Source organism: Sphingomonas qilianensis (genome assembly GCF_039614825.1).
Classification (GTDB): Bacteria; Pseudomonadota; Alphaproteobacteria; order Sphingomonadales; family Sphingomonadaceae; genus Sphingomonas; species Sphingomonas qilianensis.
This window is the reverse complement of sequence record NZ_JBDIMF010000002.1, coordinates 15,980-32,364: the sequence shown is the minus strand read 5'-3', so window position 1 is coordinate 32,364 and position 16,385 is coordinate 15,980. Positions and strand designations below refer to the sequence as shown.

13 protein-coding genes and 1 pseudogene are annotated in these 16,385 nt (G+C 65.1%); 6 read left to right on the top strand and 8 right to left on the bottom strand.

From position 1 onward, the window contains the following. Positions 1-641 precede the first annotated feature (641 nt). Entirely contained in the window at positions 642-1,286 is a 645-nt protein-coding gene (locus ABC969_RS06655) for a hypothetical protein (protein ID WP_345863905.1), read from the bottom strand. 18 nt (positions 1,287-1,304) lie between these two features. Here ABC969_RS06655 and ABC969_RS06650 point away from each other — a divergent pair, with 18 nt between their 5' ends. Next, positions 1,305-2,606, top strand: coding sequence for a glycoside hydrolase family 130 protein (locus ABC969_RS06650; RefSeq protein ID WP_345863904.1), 1,302 nt, complete (start codon positions 1,305-1,307; stop codon positions 2,604-2,606). 75 nt (positions 2,607-2,681) lie between these two features. Here the strand turns inward: ABC969_RS06650 and ABC969_RS06645 are convergent, their stop codons facing one another. Both ABC969_RS06645 and ABC969_RS06640 read right to left on the bottom strand, forming a co-directional pair. Continuing rightward, positions 2,682-2,975, bottom strand: a complete 294-nt coding sequence (locus ABC969_RS06645) for a zinc-binding dehydrogenase (RefSeq protein WP_345863903.1) — start codon at positions 2,973-2,975, stop codon at positions 2,682-2,684. A 131-nt stretch (positions 2,976-3,106) separates the two neighbouring features. Further along, positions 3,107-4,582 (bottom strand): CYTH and CHAD domain-containing protein, encoded by a 1,476-nt coding sequence (locus ABC969_RS06640; RefSeq protein WP_345863902.1) that lies wholly within the window; start codon positions 4,580-4,582, stop codon positions 3,107-3,109. Between the two features lie 390 nt (positions 4,583-4,972). Here ABC969_RS06640 and ABC969_RS06635 point away from each other — a divergent pair, with 390 nt between their 5' ends. After that, positions 4,973-5,098 (top strand): hypothetical protein, encoded by a 126-nt coding sequence (locus ABC969_RS06635; RefSeq protein ID WP_345863901.1) that lies wholly within the window; start codon positions 4,973-4,975, stop codon positions 5,096-5,098. Positions 5,099-5,204: 106 nt separating this feature from the next. Here ABC969_RS06635 and ABC969_RS06630 read toward each other — a convergent pair whose 3' ends face one another. After that, positions 5,205-6,713 carry a phytoene desaturase family protein gene (locus ABC969_RS06630; protein ID WP_345863900.1) on the bottom strand — a complete coding sequence of 503 codons (1,509 nt, stop codon included), beginning with the start codon at positions 6,711-6,713 and terminating at the stop codon, positions 5,205-5,207. Between the two features lie 109 nt (positions 6,714-6,822). After that, the gene (locus ABC969_RS06625; RefSeq protein ID WP_345863899.1) at positions 6,823-7,398 is read right to left on the bottom strand and encodes a P-loop nucleotide/nucleoside kinase family protein; all 576 of its coding nucleotides are present in this window, start codon (positions 7,396-7,398) and stop codon (positions 6,823-6,825) included. A gap of 38 nt (positions 7,399-7,436) precedes the next feature. On the opposite strand from ABC969_RS06625, the gene ABC969_RS06620 reads away from it, so the two are divergent. From ABC969_RS06620 to ABC969_RS06610, 3 genes are all read left to right on the top strand, one after another. Further along, positions 7,437-8,672, top strand: a complete 1,236-nt coding sequence (locus tag ABC969_RS06620; protein WP_345863898.1) for an efflux RND transporter periplasmic adaptor subunit — start codon at positions 7,437-7,439, stop codon at positions 8,670-8,672. A 381-nt stretch (positions 8,673-9,053) separates the two neighbouring features. Beyond that, positions 9,054-11,399, top strand: a complete 2,346-nt coding sequence (locus ABC969_RS06615; protein WP_345863897.1) for a heavy metal translocating P-type ATPase — start codon at positions 9,054-9,056, stop codon at positions 11,397-11,399. A 41-nt stretch (positions 11,400-11,440) separates the two neighbouring features. Continuing rightward, positions 11,441-12,094 (top strand): NADPH-dependent FMN reductase, encoded by a 654-nt coding sequence (locus ABC969_RS06610; RefSeq protein WP_345863895.1) that lies wholly within the window; start codon positions 11,441-11,443, stop codon positions 12,092-12,094. Between the two features lie 31 nt (positions 12,095-12,125). On the opposite strand, the pseudogene ABC969_RS06605 reads toward ABC969_RS06610, so the two are convergent. The 3 genes and pseudogenes from ABC969_RS06605 to ABC969_RS06595 form a co-directional block, all read right to left on the bottom strand. Further along, a pseudogene (locus ABC969_RS06605) lies at positions 12,126-12,487 on the bottom strand (SulP family inorganic anion transporter). A gap of 181 nt (positions 12,488-12,668) precedes the next feature. After that, complete coding sequence (locus ABC969_RS06600) at positions 12,669-14,051, bottom strand: NAD-dependent succinate-semialdehyde dehydrogenase (protein WP_345863893.1); 1,383 nt, start codon at positions 14,049-14,051, stop codon at positions 12,669-12,671. Positions 14,052-14,095: 44 nt separating this feature from the next. Next, positions 14,096-15,133, bottom strand: a complete 1,038-nt coding sequence (locus ABC969_RS06595) for a zinc-dependent alcohol dehydrogenase family protein (protein ID WP_345863892.1) — start codon at positions 15,131-15,133, stop codon at positions 14,096-14,098. A 432-nt stretch (positions 15,134-15,565) separates the two neighbouring features. Between ABC969_RS06595 and ABC969_RS06590 the strand changes: the two genes are divergently transcribed. Then, complete coding sequence (locus ABC969_RS06590) at positions 15,566-16,288, top strand: alternative oxidase (RefSeq protein ID WP_345863890.1); 723 nt, start codon at positions 15,566-15,568, stop codon at positions 16,286-16,288. The last annotated feature ends 97 nt before the right edge of the window (positions 16,289-16,385 follow it).

Below are 16,385 nucleotides of genomic sequence, written 5' to 3'. Positions count from 1 at the left end.
GATCTGTGTTCTCGAGCCGCAATAGGCACCGGCGATCCCATTCGGCAGCGTCGCAAGAGCGATAACCGCCCGATAAGCCCGGCAGACGGGATGCGGAGCTTTACCGCAAGTTGAGCAGACTTGCTGGCTTGCAGACGCAAGAAGTCAGCGGTTCGATGCAAAGATGCCTGGCAACAGTCCGCAGCGCGCTGTTTAAGCTAGCGTTCGTCGATCAGCGCGAAAGTGAGCGCGGTGTATCGCGGGACTCCCAACCATGACGATTCCACGGTCGCAAGCGGTTGTGTTGCCCGCTACCTCCGTCAGCACAACCGGACGCCATATAAACCGGAGGCGGCGGCAGCGGCTCAAATCCTGATGTAGCCAGCTAGCCGAATAGGAACGAACCGAACGCCTTTGCCATCTTCTAGGAAATAGGAAAGATGCGCCCGCCGCGAGGAAAGCAATCTCGGCAGCGGCCAATGTCAGAACCGCCCCGCCCGATCGACAAACATCTGTTCGCCTTCAACACGTTGGGTTGAAAGCGATGGTGCCCCACAGGGGACAAAGATGGGCACTCAGATCACTGAATAATTTCCGTGACGCGCGGCTAATATGAGCCCGTTAGGCCGGAATCGCCCGACACCGAACGCTCCTCGACTGCTTCAGCGCATTGGGCGCGACGCTTGCTGTCGCTTCAACACTTCAAGCGAGCCCATTGCCTTGGCAAGAGCGACCTCCACCGCTTGGACGTCAGTGGAAAGCGCGAGTTCAGGGCGCCCACTCAACGCCAGCATCGCCGCGAGAACCGCATTCGACTCGCGGGCAAGACAGATGAGATGGTAACCGCTTGGTCCGGCGGCGCCGCTCATCCAGTTTCGCGCGGTTCGATCCGACGCTCCGGTCCAGCGCATGGTCGACACCAGGATGACGGAGACGATCATCACGAAACTGGCCAGGTCGCCCGTCGCGCCGGCGATCGACGCCGCCACCAGCAAGATCGCGACCAGCGGGTTGGCGATGCGCGCAGCAGATCGCGGATCGGCCGGCGCACGCGTTTTAGATCCGATGCATTCAGTCCGTCGCTTGCCAGCCGCGCCGCCGCCTGCGCAGACGATAGCCTCGCCTGACTGGCGTAGAGCGCCGACAGCGTATCGGCGGTCGAACGCTGCCAGAATGCGGGCAGGGGCGCGGCGAGCGGCGCGGCGCGAGCGGACCGCCGTTTCGGTACCCTCGCGGCTATGCGTAGCTTTGCGGATGATCGACGTCGCGGCGTTACGGTATCTCGGGCGGACCGCGATGCCGCGCATGGCCTGGGAGACGCACCGATGACCGCTTTCCCTGGTGACGACGGCCCTCGGCTGCTTCTGCAACCCGACGCCTCGCGCGTGGTGCTCCGCCCGTTCATCCCGGCCGACAATCCGTTCCCCAGCGACGCGGTGCCGCGCACCCGCATCGTCCACGTCGTTCGCCGCGTGTTGGGGCTCGACGCCGCGACGGTAGCGGCCGACCTGGGCGAGTTGCGCCGCCATCTCCGCGAGCGTCACGCCGACGTCGATGCGCTCCTGTCGCAACGGTTTCAGGACATCGTCCCGCCGGATGCCGGGCTCGGCGCGATTACGACCGAACAGCGGCTGCTCACGGGCGGCTATCTGCTCAATGAATATGCGGTCGAGGCGGCCGCCTTATTCAACCCGAGCATGGCCGCGCACCCCGATCAAAGCGGCGTTCCAGATGGCTCGCTGCGCGTGGTGATGGCGTTGCGCGCGGTCGGCGAGGGGCATATTTCCTCGATCGTCTTTCGCGTCGGGTTGGTTGACGCGGCGGGACGCGTCACGATCGGGTCCGCCGGCAAGAAGATGGTGTCCCCTAAGGTCGCGTGGGTAGCAGGTCGCACGCCCGACGACCCCGGCGTGCGCCTGGTCTTCGAACCGGGTACCGATCTTGCCGCAATGGTGCTTTTCCCGATCGGCTACCAGCATCGTCATGGGCTCGAGGACCTTCGCCTGACCCGGTTCGTCGAGGACGATGGCAGCGTCACCTATCTGGGGCCCTATACCGGTGTCGGCCAGGAGATGGTTCGGCAGGAACTGCTGAAGACCAGCGATTTCGAGACGTTCGCGCTGACGGCACTCGAGGGGCGATACGCCGCGACCAAGGGGATGGCGCTGTTTCCGCGCCGGCTGAACGGCGCGTACGCGATGCTCGGCCGCCAGGATCACGAGAATATCTGGCTGCTGACCTCGAACGATCTCCACCGGTGGGAAAGCGGCGCCGCGGTGATCCACCCCCGCTGGCCCTGGGAGTTCGTCCAGATCGGCAATTGCGGACCGCCGATCGAGATCGACCAGGGCTGGCTGGTGATCACCCACGGCGTCGGCGCGATCCGCACCTATTGCCTGGGCGCATGCCTGCTCGACAAGCGCGACCCGACCAAGCTGATCGCCCGCACGCGCTTGCCGATCGTAACGCCGACCGACAGCACGCGCGACGGCTATGTCCCGAACGCGGTCTATAGCTGCGGCGCCGTGGTCCATGCGGGCCGGTTGATCCTGCCCTATGGCGTCGCCGACAGCTACACGACGCTCATGACGATGCCGCTCGACGATCTGCTGGCCAGGATGGACTGACATGCAGGGGTTCCGCGCGGCGCGGCCGGGCGGAACCGTCTGGTCAATCAATGACGATCTGGTCGCGGATCTGGATTACGCCCGGTGCGGCCCATGCGGCCCGTCAGCCTCGAAGGTCGCCTGCCGGCCGAGCGCCTCGATCGCGACATCGAAGCCGCGCCCGCGCGTCAGCTTCAGGATTTCCGACACCGGATCGACCTGTTCGAAGTCAGTCACGTGATCCGCACCCATCAGCCGCGGGTCCGGGGCCGCGCACAGGCCGATCGGCCCTTGCGCGACCCCGGTCGATAGGATGTCGGGGCACGGCAGCACCTGTTCGGCAGTCAGTCCATCGGGCACCGGGGACAGGTTCGCCATCGCGTCGGGCATCAGCAGATTTTCGGTCTGCGCGCCGTCGATCGTGTTGCCGAACCGCCAGCCGCCGAGTGGCTCCCAATTTGCCGATCTTGTCGATCAGGTCGCGGTGCACGGCGATCGTCAGATGGTCGAGCGGCTGGCCGTCACCAGAATTGCTTTGTACCGACCCAATCCTTGTGCGCTACCGCTGCCAACCGCAGCAGCCGTTTCCTCCTGCCTTTGCCCGATACCTTTGCCGCGTGGCGATTGCCCGCGAGACAGAGTGTCTCCAGCATGCTTTTTGCGGTCGCAAGGTCGTTGAGTGCACCAAGCCGGTCCTGCAGCGTTTCCAGTGCGGCAAGGAACCGCTTGTAGCGCCGTGACTGACGCGGTGTTTTAAACAGGGCGGCAAAAAATTCGGCCGTGTAACGAAGCTTTTTCGCGGTCTTGCGAATCTCGTGCCGCGTCTCATCGGTCGCGTTGGCGAGGTGCTTACGGCGACTCACCTTGCGCCGGAAGCGGGTCAGGGCAGCCTCAGCACATTCTTGCAACGGCCGATCGTTTGCCGCTCCGTTGCCTGTTGCGCTCAGCCCGCCCCCGGTCGTCACCCATTCCGTGAGGTCGAGAAAGAGGAGACGCGCGCGCGGCAAAGCAAGGATAACGGCCACGCGATCATAGGCACGATTTCGCGCTGCTGCGAGCTGGTCCTGTAGCGAGCCGGGCTTCGTACGCTCGATCAGCACGTCGAGATTTCGTGCGTCGCCGAGTTCCGATGCCAGCCAGCGAACCTCGTCGGCGAGCCCGGCGCCGCGATGGTCGATGTCCGCCTTGAATACGGCGAAGGCCGAACCCAGCCGCCGCAGCGCGACGCGCGCCTGATGGAGCGCGGCGGCCCGGTCATCGCCGCAAATGAGAGGCTCGTTGAGGCGGAAGTGTCGCAGGCACGACTGTACAATGTGTTGAAACGCTTGCGCTGAGCTCATCTCATTGCTGATCAGGATCGGCGCGGCCGTGACCGCTTTCATGACCGGCCCGGCCAGCCGGTAGCCGCGTTCGGCCTTGGTCAGCACCCCGATCCGCACGGGCGCGACAGCGGCGAGCCGGCGCGCTATCGCGAACAGCGCGGTGGGGGGGCCGTGCTTCAACTCTAGCTCGAGTTCGCAGATCGGCGAACGGCGTTCGCCCGCAATAACCTCACCCCGGTCCAGGACCAGTTCAATCTCCGCATCATGCTCGTTTAACGTCCAGGTGCGCCGCTCGATCTGCACTTCAAACACCGGAGCGATCAGGTCGGCACAGTCCTGCAGCACCGGTGATATCAGAGTGGCGTCATCGAGGACCGGGGTGTCGTCCTGAACGGTCCGCTCCCGCTCGGTTCGCGTAAAGAGACCGGCGGCATTGCCACGGTCCGACTTGATCGTCTGGACGCGCTTCCCGCCCGACTCGCGAATGCGAAGGGAAAGGCCGGCCTTCGCCAATCGAGATTCTGGTGTGTCGAAATAGATCGAGCATTGCTGCGATATTTTTGGCGCATTGGCGAGCACATCCGATACCGCAATCGCGTTGGCGGCGTCGCGCGTCAACTCTAGCTTGAGCTCAATTTCTTGCGCCATCACTCCGCAATTTTCATCATCAGTCACCAGATTGCAACCGCTCCGCGAATGGATCGCCGCGCATCGTGAGCGTCAGCCAGCGCGGTGGCCTAGGTTCCGAATGCCTTCGATGAACCTGGCGCGGCGATTCGGTGCCCAGGTTGATGTTGCGATAGAGCGCAGAACGCCGCACCGGGCAGAAGCCATAGTGTCGCAGCACGCACAGCGAAATCCAGCGCCAGGAGAGATCGCTACGGAAGATGAAATCGACGATGCGTGGCGAATGCTGGGTAGATCACGCGCGCCGATCGCCCTTTGAGCAGCGGCTCTACTTAGGGGAAGCGGGCGATACTGCGTGGCGAATCCGAGCAGAATACGCGGTCGACATAGCCCTGAGCAAGGCGGCGCCCACCACCAGTTTGGCGAGACGATGACGGGATGCTCGCACCACCCGATCAGCGCCGGTTGGCGAGCTATATCGGGCTCGAGCGGCGTCTGGCCATTGAACTCGCCGCGCAGCACGAGGCCGAGGGCCAATCGCGCCAGGCGATGCTCGCAACGTAATGTCCTACGACCCGAGCGCCAGCGTTGTACGCCGCGGCCAGGGCGTCGGAAAGACTGCCCAAGTCTGAATGGGCATGAGCAGCAGCACCTTTACGGCGCGCCCTCACTACATTTCGAGGGTGTGCGTGCGATTTCGGAATGGGACATGCGCGCCACGGCAAATTGTTTTGAGCGCTGCACGGGCCGTCATCAAGCCGCTGGGCAGCCCGCCACCCGGCTGAATCCATTGACCGACCCGGATGAAGCGGTCGAGGCCGGGCAAGGTGGCGGGGATGGCGCCAAGGCCGGTCTCGGGCGTGATCAGCCAGCCCTGCATGCTCCCCTTCCAATTGCGGGTGTAGCGGATCACCGTGGCGGGGGTGGAGATATCGATCACTTCGATCGCGCGCCTAATTCCCGGGATCCGGCGTTCGAGGACGGCGATGACGGCTTCGCCGATGCGCGCCTTCTCGGCATGATAGCGCGCCGGATCGGTCGATCGGAGCGCGGTCCAGTGCCCGAAGTTCGCCGTCGGCAAGAAGCATGTGACCGCCGTCTTGCCCGCGATCGCGCAGGTCGGATCGTAATGGAAGATGCGATAGGAGAGCTGCTCGAGGCGGGTTTCGGGATCAATTGCGATGGGGGCGTCGAGCACGATCGTCAGATAACCGGGCTCGGTCGACAGATCGCGCGCCACGCCGAACGAAACCTGGAGGTAGGAGGGAAAGCTTTCGTAGCGATCGAAGACGGATTCAACGCTCGCGTCGGTATAACGGCCATCGAGCAGCTGATAGATGGTTGCATGGCCGTCAGCCGCCGAAATAACCCAGTCGGACCGGATCGTCTCGCCGCCAGCGAGCTGCACCCCGACGGCCGCGTCATTCTCAACGAGAATGCGCTCAACGACGGCGCCACATCGCAGATGCCCGCCGAGATCGCCGAGGCGCTGCGCGATCGCGCCGATCACCGCCTGCGATCCACCGATCGGATAGCCCGCATTGTGCTGGCTCTGCCACGCCAGCGAGAAGGCCAGGGCAAGTACGGACATCCGCGCCGACGGGCCTTCACCAAAGAAGCGGCGCAGCAGCGGATGGGTGAAGCGTGCGCCATAGGATTCCGCGCTGAGGCGCGACAGCCGCGCGAGCAGCGGAATCTCCGGTAACATCCGCAGCATCGTCCAGCCGCGCTCGATCCAGTCAGCGCTGGGATCGGGAAGCGGCAGATCGGTGAGGTGCCGGACAGCGGCGGTGAACTGGCGGATCTCAACGGCGTCCTCGGGCGCGACGCGCAGAAACTCGCGCTCCAGGCAATCGACATCGGCGAAGACGCGCAGCACCTCACTATGCTCGGTCTCCAGCCGCACGAACTCCTCGTGATACACGAACTGGAGCAAGTCGGTGTCGCACACCTCATCCCACATGTCGTGCAGCCGCCCGTCGGGATTGGAGCCGAGCAGCCAGTGCAGACAAGTCTCGAACGCGTAATCGCCCCGCCGCCAGCGCGTGGCGAGGCCGCCCGGCGTTTCGTGCTGCTCGATCAGGTCGACGTCGAAGCCGCAGGTGCGGGCGTAGACCGCAGCGCAGAGCCCCGCCACGCCGGCGCCGACAATAGCGATCTTCTGAGTTTCCCATGTCATCGGCCGATGCTTCAACCCAAGGCAAGCGATGCGCCAAGTGTGCCCGTTCGTGCGCGAGCGGCTCAATTCGGAGAGCTACGTATGGTGCCGCGGTGACACCGCGCTGCGCTCAGGGATTCCGGAGCCGCTCAGCAACCGCTCGTGCAACGTGCGCTGGCGGCGCGGTCGCGTCGAGCGGCTGCCAATCGCCCAGGCGGCTTGAATCTGGCGCCTTCTGCGAGACTGCGACCACCGCGCCAGCGTCCGACGCGTCGGGCCCCCGCTCGGCAATGCGCGCCGTGCGCACGCCCGGCGGACATTCCAACCAGAAGCCGTCGAACCGCGCGCTTTTACGCTGCGCGGCGATTTCGATCGCGGTGCGGTCGTCTTCACTGGTAAACGTCGCGTCGGCGATGACGCTCACCCACTCACCAAGCGCACGCGCGGCGTGCTTCTCCAGCTGGGCGTAAACGCGACGCCCGAATCCCGGTTCATAATGCTGCGCCGACAAGCGGGTTTCAGGGCTCACGCCAGCGATTCGTTTGCGCAACACGTCGCTGCGCAGAATGCGGGCCCCGGGCGCGCGACCGATAATGCCGCCGATCAGCCGCGCAACTGTCGATTTGCCACTCCCCGAAAGCCCGCCGACCGCAACGAGCCGCAGCGGACTATCACCGCGCTGCTGATCCGCTACCGCGTCGATCACCTCGATCTGATCCGTGCGCTCAAGACCCGGGAATGATCATGAAGATGCGCCTCAGCGGACCGACGATCATCGGCATCCTTGTCGCACTGGTCGTCGGGCTTGCCCTGTTCTTCGCGACGCGGCCGGCGGTGCTCGAGGTCGAGCTGGCGAGGGTCACGCGCGGGCCAATGCGTGTGACCGTTAACGATCTTGCGGAGACTCGCGTCCACGATCTGTATACCGTGTCGGCACCGGTCGCCGGGCAGATGCTCCGGGTGCCGCTGAAGCCCGGCGCAACCGTGATCGCTCATCGAACGTTACTCGCGCAGATCCTGCCGGTCGAGGTCGGCCCGCTCGACGCCCGGACGCTGGCCCAGACCAAATCGACCGTGGCCGCGCTCGCCGCGCAGGCATCAGCGACGCGGGCTGAGGTGCAGCAATCGCTCGCCGCGCTGAACCTCGTCGAGCGCCAGTTGGCGCGCGCGGCGCAATTGCGCGCGCATGGTTTCGTGGCGCAGGCGGCGCTCGATCAGGCGCGGGCCGAAAAGGATCGCGCCCTCGCCGCGACCGCTGCGGCGCGCGACGAGGCTGCGGCGGCGCGACATAGTCTCGATGCGGCGCGCGCTGCGCTGATCGTGCCGGGCAGCGCGGCGCGCGGCCGCGGCGTCGTGTCGGTCGTCGCCCCCGTTTCTGGGACCGTGCTGACGGTGCCGCAGGAAAGCGCGCGCGTCGTCACCGCTGGTATGCCGCTGGTCGCGATCGGCGATCCCGCGCAGCTCGAGATGGTGACCGATCTGCTGTCCGCTGATGCCGTCGAGGTCCGCCCCGGTGCCACCGTTTCGATCGAGGATTGGGGTGGTGCCGAGCCGTTGATCGGCCGCGTCCGGCTGGTCGAACCCTATGGTTTCCTAAAGGTTTCGGCGCTTGGAGTGGAAGAGCAGCGCGTCAATGTCGTCATCGACTTTGCCGAGCCGCGCACCGCGTGGCGGCTCCTCGGCCACGGCTTTCGCGCTGCCGTCCGGATCACGGTCTGGTCGGCAAAGGACGCGGTGCGCATTCCGATCAGTGCGCTGTTCCGCACCGGAAACGCGTGGCAGACGTTCAAGGTGGAGCGCGGACGTGCGCGCGCGGTGACGGTCGCGCTCGGGCGAATGAACGACAACGTCGCGCAAGTGATTGCCGGCGTACGATCCGGCGATGATGTGATCGTCCATCCGGGCGACAAGGTGCGCGCCGGAAGCAAGGTACGGCGCCGCGCCGTCAGTCCGATAGAAGAGAGCAATGCAGTCAACTGAGAACGTGTAGCAGAGGACTCCACTTTCGGTATGATCAGCCGCTTGACGATTGACGAGTCGGCGCGTGGTCTGTGGCCAGGACTGATGAGCTCGCGCAGGATGTCCGTCCTAAACCGCCGGGTTTGCCGGAGGCTCCAACTCCTGAGATCAATATTATGCTGCCGGAGACAACATCGATATGGCAGTGTGACTCACGACCCAACGCCTCCGGTAGACCCGGCGCGGTTCAAACCGTCGGAAGCCCCTATTTGATCCGGTATCGCGCAAGAGCATCAAAGAGCGGAAGTTCCGGATGCCGCCGCCATCGCTCACGATCGCCTACGCGTCGGAACAAAGATGCGACTGACGGCCGTTTCGGTCGGGTAGCGTAAGGATAACGTAATGACCTTGCACGACACTGCTGAGGCCCGGGCACATTGTCGAGCGCCGGTCGACACAGCCACCAAAGCGATCGATCCCGTCTGCGGCATGACCGTGAGCGTGACCGCGGATACGCCGACCGACCTGTTCGGCAGCGACAGCTACTATTTCTGCTCTGAAAAATGCCGCACCAAATTCAGCGCCGATCCGTGGTTCTATGCGTCAGGCCACGCAAAAGGCCGCAAGCCGAGCGCTTCCACAGAAGTGCGCTACACCTGCCCGATGCATCCCGAGATCGTGCGCGACGTGCCGGGTGCCTGCCCGATCTGTGGCATGGCGCTGGAACCGATGACACCATCGGACGCGCCGAGCGAGGAACTGACCGAATTCACGCGTCGGATGTGGATTGCCGTCGCGGCTTCGATCCCGCTCATGGCGCTGACGATGGGCGGCATGGTGGGCCTGCCCGTCCGTGACTGGATCGGCAACCAGATCGCCAGCTATCTCGAATTCGCGCTCGCGACGCCGGTTGTCCTCTGGGTTGCGCAACCGTTCTTCCGGCGCGGGTGGGACTCGGTGGTGAACCGGTCACCCAACATGTGGACGCTGATCGCGCTCGGCGTAGCAGCGGCCTATCTCTACTCACTGGTCGCGACCTTCCTGCCCGGCGTGTTCCCGGATGCCTACCGGATGGAACACGGCGTCGGCACCTATTTCGAGGCCGCGGTGGTAATCGTGGCGCTGGTCTATGTCGGACAGGTGCTGGAACTGCGCGCGCGCGAACGGACCGGCGATGCGGTACACGCATTGCTGGACCTCGTACCAAAACAAGCTCGGCGTATCCTGCCCGACGGTTCAGAATATGACGCGCCGCTGGAAAACATCCTGCCCGGCGACTGCCTGCGCATCCGGCCAGGCGACGCGGTGCCGGTCGATGGCATGATTGCAGAAGGGCGTTCGTCGCTCGACGAAAGCATGCTGACCGGCGAGGCGATGCCCGTCGAAAAGGGACCAGGCGACGCGGTAGTCGGCGGCACGATCAACAAGAACGGCTCGCTGGTGATCGAGGCGGGCAAGGTCGGCGCGGAGACCGTGCTGGCGCAGATCGTCGCGATGGTGTCGAGCGCCCGCCGCTCGCGCGTGCCTATCCAGGGCCTCGCCGACCGGGTCGCGGCGGTATTCGTGCCCGCCGTGGTGTCGATCGCGGCGCTCGCCTTCGTCGCATGGCTGGTCTTCGGCCCCGAACCTGCGCTGGTCTATGCGCTGGCGTCGGCGGTGTCCGTGCTGATCATCGCCTGCCCCTGCGCGCTGGGGCTGGCGACGCCGATCTCGATCACCACCGCGGCCGGGCGCGGCGCGCAGGTGGGCGTGCTGATCAAGGACGCGGAGGCGTTGCAGCGCATGGCCGGCATCGATACGCTGATCGTCGACAAGACCGGCACGCTGACGATGGGCAAGCCGCAACTGACCGACGTCGTCGCGCTGGCTTCGTGGGCCAAGGCCGACCTCCTGTCGCTCGCCGCCGCACTGGAGCGCGGATCGGAGCACCCCTTGGCCGAGGCAGTTGTCGACGGAGCACAGGCCCGGGGCGCTGCAACCGCCCAGGCTGCCGACTTCGAGGCGATCACCGGCAAAGGCGTGCGGGGGCGGGTCAACGGCTCCGCCGTCGCGCTCGGCAACGCAGCGATGATGGAGGAGCTGGAACTGTCCACAGCCGACGCGAACACCCGCGCCGACGGGCTGCGCGCCGATGGCAAGACGGTCATGTTCATCGCCGTGGATGGCACGCTCGCCGGTCTTGTCGCCGTGGCCGATCCCATCAAGGACAGCGCGGCGCAGGCGATCCGCGAACTGCACACGCTCGGCCTGCGGGTCATCATGGCGACCGGCGACAACGAACGCACCGCCCGCGCCGTCGCGGCCAGCCTCGCCATCGACGAGGTTCGCGCAGGCGTCCTGCCGGCTGACAAGAAAGCGCTGATCGATCGGCTGCGCGCCGAGGGCCGCAAGGTCGCCATGGCGGGCGACGGCGTCAACGATGCGCCCGCGCTGGCGGCGGCCGATGTCGGCATCGCGATGGGCACCGGGGCGGACGTCGCGGTGGAAAGCGCGGGCATCACGCTGCTCGGCGGCGACCTGATGGGGATCGTCCGCGCGCGCCGACTTGCCCGCGCCACGCTGCGCAACATCAAGCAGAACCTGCTGTTCGCGTTCGCCTACAACGCGCTGGGCATACCGCTCGCCGCCGGGTTGTTGTATCCCTTCACCGGCCTCCTGCTCTCGCCGATGATCGCGGCGGCGGCGATGAGCCTGTCGTCGGTGTCGGTCATCACCAACGCGCTGCGGCTCCGGCGTGTCGCTCTGTGAGTCCCCCGGTAGATGCCCGCACGATCGTTGAGGATGAAATGATGACGCCATCCATTCTCGTGTTTCTCGGTTCGGAACGTGTCTCCGGCGCACCACTGCCGACGCGCCTGGGCGCATGGGTTGCCGCGGCCAGCCTCCGGCGCCTCGCCGACAAGGGCGTGGCAGCAACGCTGATCGACCCCATCGAGGTCGACCCACCCCATCCGTTCAAGCCGCTCTTCGCCTATAAAGCGGGCAAGGCGCCCGCGGCGCTGGACCGCCTCGCCGACCAGATCCGCCAAGCCGACGGCTATGTCATGATCAGTCCGGAGTATAATCATCTCATGAGCCCCGCGCTCAGCGACCTGCTCAACCACTTCGGCAGCTCGCTATTCTCGTACAAGCCGAGCGCGATCGTCACCTACTCCGCCGGCCAGTGGGGCGGCACCCGCGCCGCGGTCAGCATGCGCACGTTCCTGTCCGAACTGGGCTGCCTGCCGGTTTCGGCGATGATCCATGTGCCGCATGCGCAGGACGTGTTCGACGAGGATGGCGAATATCGCCCCGGCGTCGACGGCGACCGCTGGGCCGGCTATTTCGATCGGACACTGGATCAGCTCTGCTGGTGGGCGAATGCCGCGGCGCGGCAGCGATCCGGCGGATCCGATCGGCCCCAGGCCTTCGTGACCAGCCCCGCCGAACGCAATGCCCCTTAGGAAAGGGAGATCGATGACCAGGGATGAGGACTTACACGACCGCCGCACGGGCCAGCTGCAACGCCGACGCGAAATTCTCTGTATGGCGGACTCGACCGTCGGACGGGCCTTGACGGATACGGGCAAGCCCCACGGGATGCGGGATGAACTTCACCAGGGCGCCGAGCCGCAGAAATCCGGCGGCGGCCAGGATGACGCCAGCGAGTAAGCTCGCGAGCACGAGGCCGTCATACCCATGCTGCGCGATGACGTTGAAGACGATGACGACGAACGCGGCGGTGGGGTCGCCGATCTGCACCCGCGACCCACCGAGCAGCGAAACGATCAGGCCGGCGGCGACCGCCGTGATCAGCCCCTTGTCGGTGTGGCGCCGCTGGCGATGCCCAATGCCATCGACAGCGGAAGGGCGACGATCGCGACCGTGAGGCCCGCGACGACATCCGCGCGGAGCCGGGCGACGCCATAACCCTCCTGCAGGATCGAGAACAGCTTCGGCGTGAACTCGACGGGAAAGGCCTTAGGCAGCATTGGTCAGGCTTTCCAGTCGAGCATTGGCATCGGGGTTCGGGTCCGATCAGACCGGGGCGGCCATCGACGCCGTGCGGACCAGTTTCTTGTTCACGAACTGCTGGATGCCCATGTCGCCGAGTTCCCGGCCATAGCCCGAGTTCTTGATCCCCCCGAACGGCAGCTCGGCATCGGTCCAGTCGATATTGTTGATGAACATCATGCCGGTATCGACCCGGCTGGCGACGCGCGCGCCGCGGGCGGCATCGCCGGTCCAGACCGAGCCACCGAGACCGAAGTCGGAATCATTGGCGAGCGCGATCGCGGCGTCCTCGTCCTTCACGCGGTAGAACGATGCGACCGGGCCGAAGAACTCGTCGCGAAAGGCCGGATTGCCGGGTGCGATGTCGGTCAGGATGGTCGGCTGCATGAACGCGCCCGCCCGATCGATGCGCGTGCCGCCCGTGACCACCGTGGCGCCGGCGGCCACCGCGGTATCGACCTGTGCGACCAGCTGGACGAGGGCGGCCTCGCTCGACAACGGCCCGAGCGTGGTTGCGGGGTCCAGCGGGTCGCCGGCCTTCAACGCCTCCAGCGCGACCTTGAACCTGGCGAGGAACGCATCGGCGAGCGAGTCCACGACGATGAACCGCTTGGCCGCGCAGCAGGTCTGGCCGGTGTTATACATCCGGCCCCACACCGCCCAGGGGATGACGTGATCGAGATCGGCATCGTCGAGCACGATGAATGCATCGCTGCCGCCGAGCTCCATCGACGAGATCTTGAGGTTGCGGCCGGCCCGCGCCGCAATGCTCTGGCCCGCCGCGACACTGCCGGTCAGCGCGACGCCCTTGATCCGCGGATCGTCGATGATGCGGTTGGACTGGTCATGCGTGATCAGCAGGTTGGTGTAGAGGCCGACCGGCGCACCGGCGTCGAGCAGCAGCTGCTCGAACGCGATCGCGCAGCCCGGTACGATCGCGGCATGCTTCACGACCAGCGTGTTGCCCGCCATCAGATGCGGACCGGCGATCCGCGCGAGCTGGTAATAAGGGAAATTCCAGGGCTCGACGCAGAAGACGACGCCGATCGGGCTGCTTTCCATATGCGCCGCGCCGACGATCGGATCGAGCTTCGCCGGCGCCAGGAAGCGCTCGGCGTTCTTGGCGTAATAGCGCAGGATCTGCGCGCTGTACGCGACCTCGCCGCGCGCCTCGCCGATCCGCTTGCCCATTTCGAGCGTCATCGTCCGCGCAAGCGCGTCGGCCCGTTCGTCGAGCAGGTCGGCGGCGCGGTTGAGGATGACGGCACGGTCGGCATAGCTCGTATGGCGCCACGTTTCGAAACACGTCTGCGCCGCGGCCAGCTTCACCTCGACGTCGCCATCGGACAGGTCGGTGAACGTCTCGATGATCGTGCCGTCGAACGGGTTGAGGCTTTGATAGGTCATGGTGTCGATCCTTTCGGGATTCAGATGCTGTTCAAGGGCGACGGTCAGGCTTCGATGATGACCTTGAGCGCGCGCGTTTCCGCCGCGTTGCCGAAGGTGTCGTATGCCTCGATCATCTGGTCGAACTTGAAGCGGTGGGTGATCAGCAGGGTCGGATCGATCTTCTTCGATCCCACGATCTTGAGCAGCATCGGCGTGCTGGACGTGTCCACCAACCGCGTCGTGATCGCGATGTTGCGATCCCACAGCGTCTCCAGATGCAGCGCCACCGGCTTGCCGTGGACGCCGACATTGGCGATCACGCCGCCGGGGGCGATGATCCGCTCGCACATCTCGAAGGTCGCCGGCACGCCGACCGCCTCGATCGCGGTGTCGACACCGCGATTGCCGGTCATCGCCATGATCTGCTCGACCGCCGTGCCGTCGGTGCTGTTGATCGTGGCGGTCGCGCCGAAGCGCTTGGCGATCTCGAGGCGGCTGTCGTCGAGATCGACCATGATGATCTCGGCCGGCGAGTAGAATTGCGCGGTCAGCAGCGCCGCCAGCCCGATCGGGCCCGAACCGATAATCGCGACGGTCGCGCCCGGCTCCACCTTGCCGTTCAGGACGCCGCATTCGAACCCGGTCGGGAGGATGTCGCTCAGCATTACCAGCGCTTCCTCGTCCGCGCCCTCGGGGATCGGATACAGGCTCGTGTCGGCATGCGGCGTGCGGACATACTCCGCCTGCGTGCCGTCGATGGTGTTGCCCAGGATCCAGCCGCCGGTCGTGCAGTGCGAGAACATGCTCTTGCGGCAATATTCGCACTTTCCACAGGCACTGACGCAAGAGATCAGCACTCGGTCGCCCGGCTTGAAGGCGGTGACCGCGGCGCCAACGGCATCGATGATCCCAACACCTTCGTGGCCAAGGATGCGACCAGGCGTACAGGTGGCGACGTCACCCTTCAGGATGTGCAGATCCGTTCCGCAGATAGTGGTTCTGGTGATCCTGACGATGGCGTCCGTGGGGTCACGAAGCTCAGGCTTTGCATGATCCTCATAGGCTTTTTGACCGGGGCCTTTGTAGACGAGGGCTTTCATAGATTTCATCTTCCGCATCCGAGGACGCCTGTCGGCGCGCGATCGCCTCCAAGCGAATCCTGGCGATTGAAGCTCAGGACCTGGACGTTCTGTTTAATCTATCCTGGGGCCGGTCATGCAGCCTCGGAAACTACGCAGCTACACACTGGCGGCACGACCGCGTGGATCGCCATCGACCTGCCCAATGTTGAATGATAATCCCAATGAAGAGGGCTGTCTCGGCAGTTTGGGCGACACGCCGACGGCTTCGTTCAAGCTATGACGCGCCTAGGTCGCATCCCGTTCCACTGACGCCCTACGTGATTTCCGATCCTGCCCCGAAAATGAAATATCGGTAAGTCTCTTCTCGACAGGAAAGTGGCGGAGGATCCCGCGAGCCCCCCTGTATTGCAGCTCGTCCGCTGACGGGTATCCCTGCCAAGGACAAACTACATGGTCAATTCCGTCCTCACCCCCGACGCACGAGCGCTCGAAATCGAGCGGCTCGCGGAGCCGGTTGTGCATCACCATCCAAGCGGCTTTTCCGATCACTTTGCGCTCGGTTTTACAAAGTTGCTGCGGTTTAGTGCCGACACCTTCTTCGCGAAACGCTACGGTCACCGGGCTATCGTCCTCGAAACCGTGGCGGCAGTCCCCGGCATGGTCGGCGCGATGTTTACGCACCTTACCTGCCTGCGCCGGATGCGCGACGACGAAGGCTGGATCCGCACGCTGATGGAGGAGGCCGAGAACGAGCGCATGCACCTCATGACGTTCATCGAAATCGCCAAACCGACCTGGTTCGAACGCATGGTGATCTTGGGCGTCCAAGGTGTCTTCCTCGTCGCGTTCTCAATTCTTTATCTGCTGTCGTCCCGCACGGCGCACCGGGTCGTCGGCTATTTCGAGGAGGAGGCGGTCACAAGCTACACGCTCTACCTGCAGGAGATCGACGAAGGCCGCTCGCCCAACGTGCCGGCGCCCGCGATCGCAAAGCATTACTGGCAAATGCCTGACAATGCGACCTTGCGCGATGTCGTGCTCGTCGTCCGAGCGGACGAAGCCCACCACCGTGACGTGAATCACGGCTTCGCCAGCAGCCTCAGCGGCGATGCCGAAGTCCGAGAGATTGCGCCTTACCCGATCCATGCCACGGAACTGCGCGAGGCGGCATAGATCTTACCGACCGCCCAGTCGCCGTGCTGACCGCCCGCTCGATCCTTCGCGTGCTCCTGAGCGACGCGGAATATGAGGAAGCGCAGCTCGTCGATTA